Raw genomic sequence first — 13700 nt, 5'->3', positions numbered from 1 at the left:
GCACAGCGGCGTCGGCCTGAACCATCGTTATATTCCCAGGGTGACTACCGATACCGGGACCAACATCCACAGCACCGCGGGCAAGCTGGCGGACCTGGAGCGCCGGGTCGACGAGGCGGTGCACGCGGGCGCACGCGGCGTCGAGAAGCAGCACGCACGGGGCAAGAAGACCGCCCGGGAGCGGATCGACATGCTCCTCGACGAGGGCTCCTTCGTCGAGCTGGACGAGTTCGCCAGGCACCGGTCCACCAACTTCGGGCTGGACCGCACCCGCCCGTACGGCGACGGGGTGGTCACCGGCTACGGCACCGTCGACGGCCGGCAGATCTGCGTCTTCGCACAGGACTTCACGGTCTTCGGCGGCTCCCTCGGCGAGGTCTTCGGCGAAAAGATCGTCAAGGTGATGGACCTGGCCATGAAGATCGGCTGCCCGGTGGTCGGGATCAACGACTCCGGTGGGGCACGCATCCAGGAGGGCGTCGTCTCACTCGGCCTCTACGGCGAGATCTTCTTCCGTAACGTGCGGGCCAGCGGGGTCATCCCGCAGATCTCCCTGATCATGGGCCCGTGCGCGGGCGGCGCGGTCTACTCCCCGGCGGTCACCGACTTCACCGTGATGGTCGACCGCACCTCGCACATGTTCATCACCGGGCCGGACGTCATCAGGACGGTCACCGGCGAGGACGTGGCGATGGAGGAGCTGGGTGGCGCGCGTACCCACAACACGCGCAGCGGCAACGCGCACTACCTCGCCACCGACGAGGACGACGCGGTCGACTACGTCAAGGCGCTGCTGTCCTACCTGCCGTCGAACAACCTCGACGAGCCGGTCGTCCTCGACGCGCCCGCCGACCTCGACGTCACCGACGCCGACCGGGACCTGGACACGCTGATCCCCGACTCGGCCAACCAGCCGTACGACATGCACCGGGTCATCGAGCACGTCCTCGACGACGGCGAGTTCCTGGAGGTGCAGCCGCTCTACGCGCAGAACATGGTGGTCGGCTACGGCCGGGTGGAGGGCCGTCCCGTCGGGGTGGTCGCCAACCAGCCCATGCACTTCGCCGGCACCCTGGACATCGCCGCCTCCGAGAAGGCCGCCCGGTTCGTGCGCACCTGCGACGCGTTCAACATCCCGGTGCTGACCTTCGTGGACGTTCCCGGCTTCCTGCCCGGCACCGGCCAGGAGTGGGACGGCATCATCCGCCGGGGCGCGAAGCTCATCTACGCGTACGCGGAGGCGACCGTCCCGAAGGTCACCGTGATCACCCGCAAGGCGTACGGCGGGGCGTACGACGTGATGGGCTCCAAGCACCTCGGGGCGGACCTGAACTTCGCCTGGCCGACGGCGCAGATCGCGGTGATGGGCGCGCAGGGCGCGGTGAACATCCTCTACCGGCAGGAACTGGCCGCCGCCGAGGACCCGGCCGCCGTCCGCGCCGAGCGGATCGCCGAGTACGAGGACACCCTGGCCAACCCGTACGTCGCCGCCGAACGCGGGTACGTCGACGCGGTGATCCCGCCGCACGAGACCCGGACCCAGATCGTCCGGGCGCTGCGGGTGCTCCGGACCAAGCGGGAGACGTTGCCGCCGAAGAAGCACGGCAACATCCCGCTGTAGCCGCGCTGCTCCGGCCGGCCCCTTCCGCGTGACCCGCACCGAGCGGCGGGGCGCGCGGGCGTGGCCGGCGTGGCCACGCCCGTCAGCAGGGGGCGTCGGCGGCCGGGCAGAGGCGTTTCGCGGCGGTCCCGCCCAGCGCGAGCAGGTCGGCCTGGCTCATCCCCGACCCGGTGCCGTCGACCCGGTCGGCGACCGTGTCCGGGGCGGGCACCACCACGGTGACCAGGTCACCGACCCGGACCACCAGGGTGGTCTCGACGGTCGCCGCCGCGCCGACCGGTTTCCCGCCGGTCTGCGCCAGGGGCTGCGACGCGACGTGCCGCAGCAGCACCGACTGGTCACCGGCGAAGTCCCGCGCCGTCGGCTCCCAGCGGTGCTCCTGCCCGGTGGCCACCGGCTGCTGGTCGGCGGCGAGCGTCGACGCGTTGAGGGTCCACTCGGCGCAGGCGTTGAGCAGCCGGTCGATCTCGCCGAACAGCAACCGCCCCCGGGCCAGTTCGATGCGGTAGACGTCCTGGCTGAGCACCGGAGTGGCCGGCCGGCCGGCCCGGGTCGTCGGGCGGAGCAGGGTCTGCGACCGGGAGGCGCGGGACACCGACAGTTGGGCCCTGACGTCGCGTTCCCGCCCGCACGATTCGAGCAGCGGATCGATCCGGACGATCTCCCCCAGGCCGGTGTCGCCGAGCCGTACGCCGGTCTTCGTGGGCAGGTCGGCGGGGGTCAGCAGGGCGTCGAGGGGGATCTCCGTCCGAACCGGGGCCGACGCGGGGGCGGACACGGGGGCCGCGACCGGGGCGGTGGGCGTCGCCGGCCCGGTGGGCCGCTCCCGTACCGCCACGGCGGCACCGGCCAGCACGACGAGCACCGTCGCCGCCGACAGCGCCGCCGTACGACGACTGCGGCGGCGGGCGCGGGCCCGCAGCTCCGCCGGCTCGGGCCAGCGGACCTCACGCAGGTCCCGGTGCAGCCGGTCGACGAAGGCCAGCTCCTCACTCATCGGACCTCCTCCAGGTCGCCACCGGCGAGCAGCCCGGCGAGCGCGGCACGCCCCCGGGAGAGCCGGGCCTTGACCGTGCCCACCGGGGCCGCGGTCTCCCGGGCCACCTCGGCCACGGGCATGCCGAGCAGGTAGTAGAGGGCGAGCGCGGTGCGCTGCTCCTCGGGCAGTTGCCGCAGGGCGGCGACCACCTCCAGGGTTTCGGTGCCGGGGCCGGGCACGCTCTCGGTCGTCACCCCGTGCCGCAGGTAGGCGCGGGCCCGGCTGCGCAGGCTGCGCCACCGGCTCACCGCGATCCGGGAGGCCACCACGCGTACCCAGGCTTCCGGGTCGTCGTAGCCGCTCACCGTCGACCAGCGTTGCCAGGCCCGGATGTACGCCTCCTGCACGGCGTCCTGCGCCTCGGCCAGGTTGCCGGTGAGCGCGTAGACGAAGCCGAGCAGCCGTTGCCGGCTGCCCCGGTAGAACTCGTCGAAGCCGTCGACGTCCGGCACCCTGGTTACCTCCCCCGTGGCGGTCAGAGGTGACACGCGTGCCGCGCCCCGGTGGGTTGCGTGGTCAGCCGGTCATTCTGCCCGGTCGAGCAGGTCGGTCAGCTCGGCGAGCGGGAAGGTGCCGGCGGGGAGGCGTTCCCGGGCCAGCCGCCGGACCGCCGTCTGCACGGCGGCGTTGGCCGGCGTGGGCACCCCGTACCGGCGGCCGAGCAGCACGATCTCGCCGTTGAGGTGGTCGACCTCGGTGGTACCGGCGGCCCGGGTGAGGCTCTGCCAGGTGGAGCTGCCGCTGCGCGGTTGCCCGTCGACCGGCCGGGTGCCTACCCGGTCCCCGCGTTCGGCGCGTTCCTCCTCGTCGAAGGGGTGGGCGATGCCCGCGGCGGCGAGCACGGCGACGCCCTCGGCCCGGACCCGGTCGAGCAGCCGGTCCGGCAGGCCGGCACCGAACAGGGCCTGCACCCCGTTGCCGAGGTTGTTGAGCAGTTTGCCGTACTTCCAGCGCATCACGTCGTCGCGGACGGGGGCGAGGAAACCGGCGGCGGTCAGGTCCGCCGACACCGCCGCGTCGACCTCGTCGGCACCGCCCGGGTAGCGCCCGAGGTGCAACATCCCCGGGTACGGGTGGCCGCTGGCGATCACCACGCCCGGGTCGAGGTGGGTGGCCGGCAGCCACACGCAGACCGGATGCACCTGCGCGAACAGGCGCAGCGCGGTGGGTTCGTTCGCCACCCCGTTCTGCGCGGTGAACAGGGGCAGCCGCTGGCCCGCCGTACCGCCCCCGGCGACCGGGGCGTCCGCCCAGGTGTCCAGGGCGGCCCAGGTGTGCTGCGACTTGACCGTCAGCACGAGGACGGTGTCGGCGGGCAACGGCTGCGGTCCCGGCCCGTCGGTGGCCGGCCCCCGCCAGGTCACCGCCCGCCCGGGGGTGCGCAGGGTGAGCCCGTCGCGCCGGATCGCCGCCAGGTGCGGCCCGCGCGCCACCAGCGTCACGTCCCGGCCGGCCTCCCCCAGCAGTACGCCGATGGTGCCGCCGACCGCGCCCGCTCCGATGATCAGGTATCGCACCCGACCGATTCTGCCCGCATCCGCCCAGGTCGGCGACCCGACGTCGGGGTGCCACCGGTCACCCCGGGCCCGATCGGACGCTCCCCGACCGGCGCGGGACGCCGTATCCGGTCAGCGCGGGACGCCCGCCCCCGGCCCGACGCGGGACGCCCGCCCCGGGTCAGAGTGGGATGCCCGCCTCGGCGAGCAGCGGGCCGGCGAGCAGGACCGCGCCGACGGCGAGGGCGAACAGGTTGACCAGCCCGAAGACGAGCACCCAGAGCAGCGCCGGGAAGGGCGTCAGGTGGGCCAGTTGGTCGGCGTCGGACTCGGGCATCCGACCCCGGCTGCGCAGCCGTTGCAGCTCGAAGACCGGCCGGACGCCGCCGAACAGCAGGAACCAGACCGACGTCCAGGCGAACACGGCCTGCACCTGCGGGGTGGCGTACCAGGAGACGACGAGCACCACCCCGCCGGTGACCAGCAGGGACAGCACCCCGAAGACGTTGCGGACGAGCAGCAGCATGGCGAGCAGCAGCGCGACCGCGACCCAGAGCAGCAGGGTGATCCGGTTGCCGCCGAGCAGCCAGGCGCCGCCCAGGCCGACCAGGGACGGCGCGACGTACCCGGCGAGCAGGGTGAGGATCATGCCGGGGCCGGTGGGACGGCCGGCGCTGAGGGTGAGGCCGGAGGTGTCCGAGTGCAACCTGATGCCGTGCAGCCGTCGTCCGGTGAGCAGCGCCGCCAGGGCGTGACCGCCCTCGTGCGCGATGGTCACCGCGTTGCGGGCGACCCGCCAGGACGACCGGACCGCGACGACCACCAGCGCGGCCACGGCGGTGAGCACCACCAGCAGGGGCGGCGGGTCGGGTTGGGCGCTGAACAGCCGGTCCCAGAGGTCGCCCAGCCCGTCGATCGACACCATGGCCGGGGAGCCTACCCGGCCGGATCGTGTCACTCGACGGTCGTCGCCCCGTACCGTGTGAGACCTGACCGGGCGCCGAGCGGAGCGGTAGGTGAGGGCCGGTGGACCCGGCTCCCCTGGACCACCACGTCGGCCCCTGGACCGAGGCCGGCTACCTCGCCATGGGCGACACCCCGAACCGGATCGTCATTCCCGACGTGGTGGTCGCCGACACCGACGACGAGGGCACGGTGGTCGAGGCCGGCGAGGTGGCCCTGGTCTGCGAGATCGTCTCGCCGGGCAACGCCGTGGAGGACCGGGTCGCGAAGGCCGGCGAGACGCTGACCCTGGCCGAGCCGTTCCGTTGGCAGCTCGACCCGGCCACGCTGCGCTGAGCCGACCCGCTGCCTGATACCGCCTCCGGCCTGCCCTGACCGGTTCAGATCACCGCACGTCGAGTCGACCGTTGTCGATGAAAGTTTCCTTAAGCCCTCTTGCGATCAAGGGCAGGAATCTCCAAAGATTGGCGTCAATCGATTGGCGTCCCTGGAGGAATCCATGACCCGTACCAGATTCTCGATGCGCCGGCTGTTCGCCGCCGGTCTCACCGTGGCCGCCACCGCGGCCGCGGCCCTCGTCGTCACGGCCGGACCTGCGGCCGCCGCCACCACCGCCGGCGTCGACGTCTCCCGCTACCAGGGCTCCATCAACTGGACCAGCGTCCGCAACGCCGGCATCGAGTTCGCCTTCATCAAGGCCACCGAGGGTACGACCTACAAGGACCCGAACTTCAACACCAATTACGTCAACGCCTACAACGCCGGGGTGATCCGCGGGGCCTACCACTTCGCCCTGCCGAACGCCTCCTCCGGCGCCACCCAGGCCGGCTACCTGGCCAGCAACGGCGGAGCCTGGTCGGCGGACAGCCGCACCCTGCCGGCGGCGCTGGACATCGAGGCCAACCCGTACAGCGGCGGTACCTGCTACGGGCTGTCCACCACCGGGATGCGCAACTGGATCCAGGACTTCCTCAACACCTACCGCTCCCGCACCGGCCGGTACGCGGTGATCTACACCACCACCAGCTGGTGGAACCAGTGCACCGGCAGCTGGACGGGCCCGTGGGCCAACCACCCGCTCTGGCTGGCCCGCTGGGCGAGCGCGCCGGGGACCCTGCCGGCGGGCGCCCCGGTCTGGAGCTTCTGGCAGTACACCAGCACCGGCAGCGTCTCCGGGATCAGCGGCAACGTCGACCGCAACTACTGGAACGGCGACCGCTCCCGGCTGATCGCGCTGGCGAACAACACCTGACCGCCCCCGCAGACGGCTCGGCGGCAGCGGGACCAGCCATCACCGTACGGTCGATGGCTGGTCCCGCTGCCGCCGTCGCGGTCGACGACCGGCGTCGGGTCAGGCGCTCTTCCGGCTGGTCAACGGCATGGTCACGGCATCCGTGGCGGTGGTCGTCGCGGCCCGTCGGCTCAGCCGCCAGGCGGCGACCCCGGCGGCGGCGACCGTCACGACGGCGATCGACACGACCAGCGCGGCCACGCCGGCGCTGAGCAGCAGCAGGACGACATCGCCGAGAGCGACGAGCATCCACAGTGCCAGTCGCGGCCGGGCGTCCCTGCGTCGGTAACTCATCTCGCTACCTCCTTCCGTCGTCCCGGGTCAGATACCCCGGATGACGGAAAGTCATGCGAAACGATTTCACCCCCGGCGGGAATCCCCCGGGATCAGTTCCTCCGGTCCGGCACGAACCGGCTGGTGATCAGGGCGAGGTTGGCCAGGTTGGCGTTCCACTCCTTCGCCGCGACCTCCCACCGGATCGCGTAGCCCCGGTTCGTGGCGGTGACGAAGCCCCGGTTGCGGACGTGGATGCGGGTGTTGTCCCGGGTTTCCAGCCAGTCCCAGTCGGCGCAGGTGCGGTAGCCGCCGCACGCCTTGATGTCGATGTACTCGTAGTTGTTGACGTACTTCTTCCGGTCCGCTTCCTTGCTCTTCCAGTCGGCGACCGCGTCCTTGAGCGGGCTGGACGTCCACTGGATGAACAGCTCCCGCACCCCGTTCGGCTCGGTGATGACCACCGAGTCGGAACGGACACTGCGCCGCCAGCCCTTCGGCACCGGGACCTTGAACGTCGGCCCCTGGTACATCTCCCAACCCTCGGGCAGCGCGTTCGGGTCGGTGGAGGGGGTGGCCGACGGCGTCGGGCTGGGCGCGGCGCTGGTCGGGGGCGGGGGTGCCGGAGCCGACGTGGGGGCGGCGGAGGAGGCGGCGGCGCTCGTCGGGTCGGTGGCCTGCGGGGTGCCGTTCTCCGGGTCGTCGGAGCGGGTGAGCAGCGGGACGGCCAGCGCCAACCCCACCAGCAGCACCGCGACCAGCGCACCGATCAGCAGGTTACGGCGCTTGTGGTCCGGTGGCGTCCCGTCGTACACCGGGACGGAGGCGACCCCGGCGGACCCGGCGGGCGGGCTGACCGGCGCGTCCAGCACGGCGGTGGGGTTGGCCGGCGGGGGCTGGTCGGAACGACCGGCGCGGACCGGTGGGTCGATCTTGCTGGTCGGTGCGGCGTCCGCGTCGGCCGGTGCGACAGCCTCGCCGGTCGCGGGGGCGTCGGCCGAATCCCCCGGGCCGGTCGACGCGGCGTCGGCCCCGGTCGGCGGGGTGACCTTCGTGGTGGGTCCGGCGTCCACCCCGGCCGGCACCGTCGCGGTGGCGTCCGCACCCACCGTCGACGCGCCGGTGACGACCGTCGGTTCCGCCGCGCCACCCGTCGCGGTGGCACCGCCCGCCGTGACCCGCGTGGCAGCGCTGTCGTTCGCGGTGGCGCTGTCCGCCGCCGCCTTCGCGGCTGCGGCACCGGTGGCGGCTCCCGCTGCGGCGGCCAGGGACGACGAGGTCTTCGCGCCGGTCCCGCCCTGCGCCGGGCGGGGCGCCGGCACCACCGGGGTACGTGGCTCGCGCGGACCGTTCGGCCCCGGTCGGCGGACCCCGTCGAGCAGGGAGATGCCCCTGGCCCGCTTGCCGGCGGCGCGGCGCAGCATGCGCTCGGCGACCTCGGCGGTGATCCGCTCGGTCGGGTCCTTGCGGAGCAGGCCGGTCAGCACCGGCTTCAACGGGCCGGCGTTCCTGGCCGGCGGCAACGGCTCCGTGGCCAACGCGGCCAGGGTGCCGATCGCCGACGGCCGGGCGTACGGCGACTTGCCCTCCACCGCCGCGTAGAGCGTCGCCCCCAACGACCAGAGGTCCGCCTCCGGCCCGGCGGTGCCGTCCCGGGCCCGCTCCGGCGCGATGTACGCCGGTGAACCGAGCACCATGCCGGTGCGGGTGACGTTCGGGTCGCCCGGGATGGTGGCCAGTCCGAAATCGGTCAGCACCACCCGACCGTCGGTGCCGAGCAGCACGTTGCCCGGCTTGACGTCCCGGTGCATGACACCGGCCTTGTGGGCGGCCTTCAACGCGCCCAGCACGCCCAGCCCGATCTCCACCGCGCGGGACGCCGGAACCGGACCGTCCTCGGCGAGGGTGTCCTGCAACGACTTCGACGCCACGTACTCCATGACGATCCACGGGTCGCCGTCGGTGCGCAGCACGTCGAAGATGCGGACCACGTTGACGTGGTTGAGCCGGGCGATCGCCCGCGCCTCCCGCAACGACCGTTCCCGCATCTCGCGGCGCTCGTCGTCGGTCAGGCTGGGCGGCGGGACGAGTTCCTTGATGGCGACGTCCCGGTGCAGCACCTCGTCGCGGGCCTTCCAGACCCGGCCCATGCCGCCCTGACCGAGCGGCGAGAGCAGCCGGTACCGGTCAGCGACGAGTTGGGAAGGTACGTCAGACATCGGTGAGACGGTACCCGGCCCCACCAACGCGTACACCGCCGGCACGCCACTGTGCGACGTGGGTCAAGTTGTCGACGCGTACCCTGGCGTCATGTCTGCCGAAGAGCCGCTGTTCCGGATCGTCCGGGGGGTCCCGACCGCCGAGGAACTGGCCGCGCTGGTGGGCGCGCTCGCGCTCCATTCCCGGCCGGCCGGCCCGCCCCCGCCGGTGGCGGGGTCCGCGTGGGCGCGCAGCGCCCGCCCGGCCGGCGCGACCCCCGCGCCCGGTCACGGTGCCTGGCGCGCCTCCGGCCTGCCCCGCTGACGCTCTCCCCCGCTGCGCGGCTCGGGTACGCGCAGTCGCCCCCGCCACTCGGCCCGGGGCTGCCGAGATCGACGCCTTGCCACTAACCTCACTCTGGGAGACGGCGTCGTGACAGTCGGGAGGACCAGTGATCCCAGAGGAGGGCCGCCCAGCTTCCGGGTCGGGTGGCTACGGCGGCATCGAGGCCGACATCCGACAGATGCGGGAGTTCGCCGACCGGCTCCAGCACGAGGTCGACCGGAACTACACGCCGCACCTGCGGTACATCGCCGACGACATGACCGCCGCAGTGCCCAACCCGTGCGACGCCTTCATCGAACTGGTGCACTTCCTCCAGGCGCACTGGGAAACTCAGCAGGCCACCTCCGACCTGGTGCACGGGTTGGCCGGCAACACCGGCCGGCTGGCCGCCGCCGCCCACCGGATCGCCGCCGACTACCAGGGTTCCGACGCGTTCGCCGACGCCCGGGTGACCGACGTCGAACGCGCCCTGCACAACCCGCAGAGCACCGCGTCCACCCTGCTCACCGACCGTTCCTCGTGGACGGCCCCCGAACCCAACAGCCCGGAGAACCCGGGCCCGGTGGTGCTGCCGTGATCGAACGGGGCAGCGGCCGGACGTCCGGCCTCACCGACTGGCAACTGATGGACGTGCTCAGCATGTGGGCGTGCCTCCAGGACCAGGAGACGCCGGGGCACTGGAAGCACGTCGCCGGATGGCGCAAGGTCTGTGAACTCGCCCAGAACCACCTGCGGCAACTCCGGCAGTACCGCGCCGGCCTCGCCGAGGCGTGGCCGCCGGCCACGAACGCCGCCGCCAGGACATACCTCGGGGAACTGGACGAGCTGATCAGCAAGGTGCAGCGCACCCACGACACGGCAGCCGCCAACCACGACGCCCTCGCCGCCGTCACCCGCGCCATCGACAGCACCAGGCCGGAACTCAAGCGGATACGCGACGACTACGCCGAAAAGCTCGCCCGCAAGCGCGGGTACGAGGCGACGCTGGCCGACCCCAAAGCGGCGGCCGGCAGCCGGGTGGTGGACCCGCCGGTGACCGACGCGGACCTGGAACGGCTCAACGTGCAGGCACGGGGGTTGATGTTCGGGCTCAGCAGCGAACTCCAACAAGCCCAAGCCATGCTCCAAAAACCCCCACCTAGACCTACTCCTGGCAGGCAGAACGAAAACTCTGACGTATATGCAGGGAGCTCAGCGCCAGTTATCCCTCCGATAATGCCAGTCCCGATTACAGCCACACGATCCAACGCCTCAGCCACAGGCCCTTCGAAGGCCGACCGCACCCCCTCCCAGACGGGTAAAAGTATGGGACCCATTCTTGGCGCGGCAGGGTCGATAAACCCAATAACCCCACCTCATACGGGGGGAATTGGCGTCACACTTCCCAGCGCAAGCTCCGCGCCCGGATATGGATTCCCCGCTTTCCCTACGATTCCTCGGGCCGCCAACGGAACCAAAAACCCTCCTATGGGAGAATCGCCACACGGCCGAAGTGGAATTGAAGATCAATCAGCAACTAACAGGCGCAGCTCTTCGCACAGCGCACGCTCCGGATTTCCTCACGCCATGCCGCCCGGAGGTCTCATAGGTGGAACTCCAGGGTTGGGTACCGGCCAGGCAGGAACCAGCAACTCGTCGCGGAAAATCAACCCCATCGGGGGCCTGATCGGTGGCGGCGGAGCAGGAACTGGCCCCGCAGGATCAGCGGGATCCCGCCCCGGGCAGGGCCGCTCACAAGCCGGCGGCCCCTACGGTTTGTCCTCAGTGGGAGGTACATCCACGTCGCCCAGAGGGATCACCCCGGCTCAGACAGGCTGGGAAGAGCAGGGGAAGGACCGGGCAACACCTTGGGATCGGGACCATCCGTGGGAAACCGCAGAGGGAGTCCCTCCAGTCGTTCGTCCACCTGAAGATGAGGGCCCGATTGACCCAGGACCAGCAATTGGCCTTAGCAGGTGAAGTTGATCACAAAAGCAGCCACCTTAGCTATAGCAATAATTGCGAACATCGCTCCCCTGGCGGTCTTTCCACCACCAGCAGAGGCGGCCTTGGGCGCCCCTGGATCAGATTCTGTAAGGCGAGATCAATGGCATCTACGATACTTGAGGAGCACTGACGCAAACAGTATATCCGATGGCGCTGGAGTGACAGTAGCGGTACTGGACACTGGGGTCGATCAGCATCCAGACCTACATCGAAACCTGCTTCCAGGAAGAAATTTTACGCCCGGCAAGGGCGGAGACAGCTACGTCGACCAGGACAGCCATGGCACCTCAATGGCCGGCTTGATAGCCGCCCATGGGAGCGGCTCTCAATCAGGAGCATTAGGAATCGCTCCCGCAGCGAAAATCCTGCCCGTCAAATTTAAGATTAAGAACAACGCCGGCAACCCAGAAGATTTGGCCGCCGCCGTCGAATGGGCAACCTCCAACGGCGCGGACATAATCAACATTTCCGCAGTTTCTGGAACAACCATCCGACTAAAAGCAGCACTACGAGCAGCAATCCAATCCGACGTCGTCGTGGTGGCTTCAGCGGGCAATCGGCCCGAGGATTCGGGAGTCAGCTACCCAGCACTGGAAGACAAAGTTGTTGCAGTTGGGGGAATTGATCAGCACGGAAACCATGCCGACATCTCAGTAACGGGAAAACGAATCGACATCACCGCGCCAGCTGTAGACATCTACAGCACCAGCACCGGTGGTAAATACTCCAAAGGGACAGGGACCTCCAGTGCCACCGCCATTGTGGCCGGGGCGGCGGCGTTGGTCCGCTCGAAGTACCCCCACCTCCCCGCCGCCGAGGTCGTCCACCGCCTCACCGCGACGGCTGTCGACAAGGGTCCGCCCGGCCGGGACGACCAGTACGGCTACGGCGTCATCGACCTGGTGGCCGCGCTCACCGCCGACGTACCACCGCTCGGTTTCGAGGGTGCGACGGCGACCCCGCCGGGCGGCGCGACGAGTGCCGCCGCGCAGCCTGCCGGCGGTGACGGCGACGGCGGTGCCGCCGTGCGGGGGTGGGTCACGTTGGGGGTGATCGTGGCGGCCGGCGGCGGGTTCCTGGTGTGGCGTCGACGTCGACGTGCCGACGACCCGCCGCCGAGAATCAGCCGGTAGCGTCGGTCCCGTGTCGAACTCCCTGCCGCTCCGTCTCGTGCTCGCCTCGCAGAGCCCCGCCCGCCGCAAGTTGCTCCAGGCTGCCGGGATCGAACCCGACGTGCTGGTCAGCGGCGTCGACGAATCCCTGGTGGTCGCGGAACGGGCCGAGGATCTGTGCCTGGAGTTGGCCCGGCGCAAGGCGCAGGCCGTCGCCGACCGGCTGCGTTCCACTCCGGACGAGCGGACGCTCGTGTTGGGCTGTGATTCGGTGCTCGCGTTCGACGGTGAGATCCTCGGTAAGCCGGCGGACGCGGCCGACGCGACCCGCCGGTGGGAGCGGATGCGCGGACGCAGCGGGGTGCTGCACACCGGCCACTACCTCGTCGACGTGGGGCACGAATCGCGGGTCGGGGCGGTGGCCTCGACGGTCGTGCACTTCGCCGACGTCACCGATGCGGAGATCGCGGCGTACGTGGCCACGGGCGAGCCGTTGGCGGTGGCCGGCGCGTTCACCATCGACGGGTTGGGTGGGGCGTTCCTGACCGGGATCGAGGGTGATCCGGGCACGGTGGTCGGGTTGTCGTTGCCGCTGCTCCGTCAACTCCTGCACGATCTGCGGCTGAGCATCACGGACCTGTGGACGAAGGTCGCGCCGGGAGCCCAGGAGGTCGAGCCGCTCGGCTAACGTCCGGTCATGACCACGAAGCCGTTGCCGCTGACGCCGGAACTACAGGCCTACATCGTCGCCCATGGTTCTCCGCCGGACGAGATCATCCGTGACCTGGCGGAGGAGACCCGGGCGGTGCTGCCGGCGCACGCCGAGATGCAGGTGGCGCCGGAGCAGGCGGCGTTCCTCACCTTCCTGACCCGGTTGCTGGGCGTACGGCAGGCCGTCGAGGTGGGCACGTTCACCGGGCTGTCGTCGCTGGCGATCGCCCGGGGGCTGCCCGAGGACGGCCGGTTGACCTGCTTCGACATCTCGGAGGAGTTCACCGGCATCGCGCGGTCGTACTGGCAGCGGGCGGGGGTGGCCGACCGGATCGAGTTGCGGATCGGTCCGGCCGCCGAGACGCTGCGGGAGTTGCCGCACGAGCGTCACCTGGACTTCGCCTTCATCGACGCCGACAAGGTCGGCTATCCGGTGTACTGGGCGGAGTTGGTGCCCCGGATGCGGGCGGGCGGGGTGATCGCGGTCGACAACACGCTGCGCGCCGGCCGGGTGCTCGCCCCGCGCGACGAGGCCGACCGGGCGATCGCCGCCTTCAACGACGAGGTGCTGGCCGACGTACGTGTCGACGCGGTACTGCTGCCTCTCGCCGACGGCGTCACCCTCGCCCGGGTGCGCTGACCGGCCGGTCGGGGGAGCCTGGCA

14 protein-coding genes are annotated in these 13700 nt (G+C 71.1%); 8 read left to right on the top strand and 6 right to left on the bottom strand.

Annotated features, from left to right (window positions below):
• Positions 1-40 precede the first annotated feature (40 nt).
• Positions 41-1621: an acyl-CoA carboxylase subunit beta gene (locus FJK98_RS04530; protein ID WP_145917902.1), complete on the top strand. Its 1581-nt coding sequence runs from the start codon at positions 41-43 to the stop codon at positions 1619-1621.
• An 82-nt stretch (positions 1622-1703) separates the two neighbouring features.
• Here the strand turns inward: FJK98_RS04530 and FJK98_RS33075 are convergent, their stop codons facing one another.
• From FJK98_RS33075 to FJK98_RS04510, 4 genes are all read right to left on the bottom strand, one after another.
• Positions 1704-2618 (bottom strand): hypothetical protein, encoded by a 915-nt coding sequence (locus FJK98_RS33075; RefSeq protein WP_168222383.1) that lies wholly within the window; start codon positions 2616-2618, stop codon positions 1704-1706.
• Positions 2615-3112, bottom strand: a complete 498-nt coding sequence (locus FJK98_RS04520; RefSeq protein ID WP_145917901.1) for a SigE family RNA polymerase sigma factor — start codon at positions 3110-3112, stop codon at positions 2615-2617. The genes FJK98_RS33075 and FJK98_RS04520 overlap by 4 nt, the downstream gene beginning before the upstream one ends.
• A gap of 72 nt (positions 3113-3184) precedes the next feature.
• On the bottom strand, positions 3185-4177 hold the full coding sequence (locus FJK98_RS04515; protein ID WP_145917900.1) for a ketopantoate reductase family protein: 993 nt from the start codon (positions 4175-4177) through the stop codon (positions 3185-3187).
• Between the two features lie 160 nt (positions 4178-4337).
• Positions 4338-5081 (bottom strand): M50 family metallopeptidase, encoded by a 744-nt coding sequence (locus tag FJK98_RS04510; protein WP_145917899.1) that lies wholly within the window; start codon positions 5079-5081, stop codon positions 4338-4340.
• Positions 5082-5182: 101 nt separating this feature from the next.
• Here FJK98_RS04510 and FJK98_RS04505 point away from each other — a divergent pair, with 101 nt between their 5' ends.
• The gene (locus tag FJK98_RS04505) at positions 5183-5455 is read left to right on the top strand and encodes a hypothetical protein (RefSeq protein WP_145917898.1); all 273 of its coding nucleotides are present in this window, start codon (positions 5183-5185) and stop codon (positions 5453-5455) included.
• A 163-nt stretch (positions 5456-5618) separates the two neighbouring features.
• On the top strand, positions 5619-6371 hold the full coding sequence (locus tag FJK98_RS04500; RefSeq protein WP_145917897.1) for a GH25 family lysozyme: 753 nt from the start codon (positions 5619-5621) through the stop codon (positions 6369-6371).
• A 99-nt stretch (positions 6372-6470) separates the two neighbouring features.
• Here FJK98_RS04500 and FJK98_RS04495 read toward each other — a convergent pair whose 3' ends face one another.
• Together FJK98_RS04495 and FJK98_RS04490 are read right to left on the bottom strand one after the other, a co-directional pair.
• A complete protein-coding gene (locus FJK98_RS04495) occupies positions 6471-6704 on the bottom strand; it encodes a hypothetical protein (RefSeq protein ID WP_145917896.1) in 234 nt (77 codons plus the stop codon).
• Between the two features lie 92 nt (positions 6705-6796).
• Positions 6797-8902, bottom strand: coding sequence for a serine/threonine-protein kinase (locus FJK98_RS04490; protein ID WP_145917895.1), 2106 nt, complete (start codon positions 8900-8902; stop codon positions 6797-6799).
• A 91-nt stretch (positions 8903-8993) separates the two neighbouring features.
• On the opposite strand from FJK98_RS04490, the gene FJK98_RS04485 reads away from it, so the two are divergent.
• The 5 genes from FJK98_RS04485 (at position 8994) to FJK98_RS04460 (ending at position 13676) form a co-directional block, all read left to right on the top strand.
• Positions 8994-9206, top strand: coding sequence for an acyl-CoA carboxylase epsilon subunit (locus FJK98_RS04485; protein WP_145917894.1), 213 nt, complete (start codon positions 8994-8996; stop codon positions 9204-9206).
• Between the two features lie 127 nt (positions 9207-9333).
• Positions 9334-9804 carry a hypothetical protein gene (locus FJK98_RS04480; RefSeq protein WP_145917893.1) on the top strand — a complete coding sequence of 157 codons (471 nt, stop codon included), beginning with the start codon at positions 9334-9336 and terminating at the stop codon, positions 9802-9804.
• 1387 nt (positions 9805-11191) lie between these two features.
• Positions 11192-12346, top strand: coding sequence for a type VII secretion-associated serine protease mycosin (gene mycP / locus FJK98_RS04470; RefSeq protein ID WP_145922566.1), 1155 nt, complete (start codon positions 11192-11194; stop codon positions 12344-12346).
• A gap of 10 nt (positions 12347-12356) precedes the next feature.
• Positions 12357-13013: a nucleoside triphosphate pyrophosphatase gene (locus FJK98_RS04465; RefSeq protein ID WP_145917891.1), complete on the top strand. Its 657-nt coding sequence runs from the start codon at positions 12357-12359 to the stop codon at positions 13011-13013.
• Between the two features lie 9 nt (positions 13014-13022).
• Entirely contained in the window at positions 13023-13676 is a 654-nt protein-coding gene (locus tag FJK98_RS04460; RefSeq protein WP_145917890.1) for an O-methyltransferase, read from the top strand.
• Positions 13677-13700: the final 24 nt, after the last annotated feature.

Origin of the sequence: Micromonospora sp. HM134 (genome assembly GCF_007833915.1) — a bacterium.
GTDB lineage: Bacteria > Actinomycetota > Actinomycetes > Mycobacteriales > Micromonosporaceae > Micromonospora > Micromonospora wenchangensis.
The sequence above is the reverse complement of the archived record's forward strand: the minus strand, read 5'-3'. Positions and strand labels throughout refer to the sequence as shown.

Coding starts and splice junctions, on each gene's coding strand:
- FJK98_RS33075 (WP_168222383.1), bottom strand. CDS start 2,618: ATGAGTGAGGAGCTGGCCTTCGTCGACCGGCTGCACCGGGACCTGCGT.
- FJK98_RS04510 (WP_145917899.1), bottom strand. CDS start 5,081: ATGGTGTCGATCGACGGGCTGGGCGACCTCTGGGACCGGCTGTTCAGC.
- FJK98_RS04500 (WP_145917897.1), top strand. CDS start 5,619: ATGACCCGTACCAGATTCTCGATGCGCCGGCTGTTCGCCGCCGGTCTC.
- FJK98_RS04495 (WP_145917896.1), bottom strand. CDS start 6,704: ATGAGTTACCGACGCAGGGACGCCCGGCCGCGACTGGCACTGTGGATG.
- FJK98_RS04490 (WP_145917895.1), bottom strand. CDS start 8,902: ATGTCTGACGTACCTTCCCAACTCGTCGCTGACCGGTACCGGCTGCTC.
- FJK98_RS04485 (WP_145917894.1), top strand. CDS start 8,994: ATGTCTGCCGAAGAGCCGCTGTTCCGGATCGTCCGGGGGGTCCCGACC.
- FJK98_RS04460 (WP_145917890.1), top strand. CDS start 13,023: ATGACCACGAAGCCGTTGCCGCTGACGCCGGAACTACAGGCCTACATC.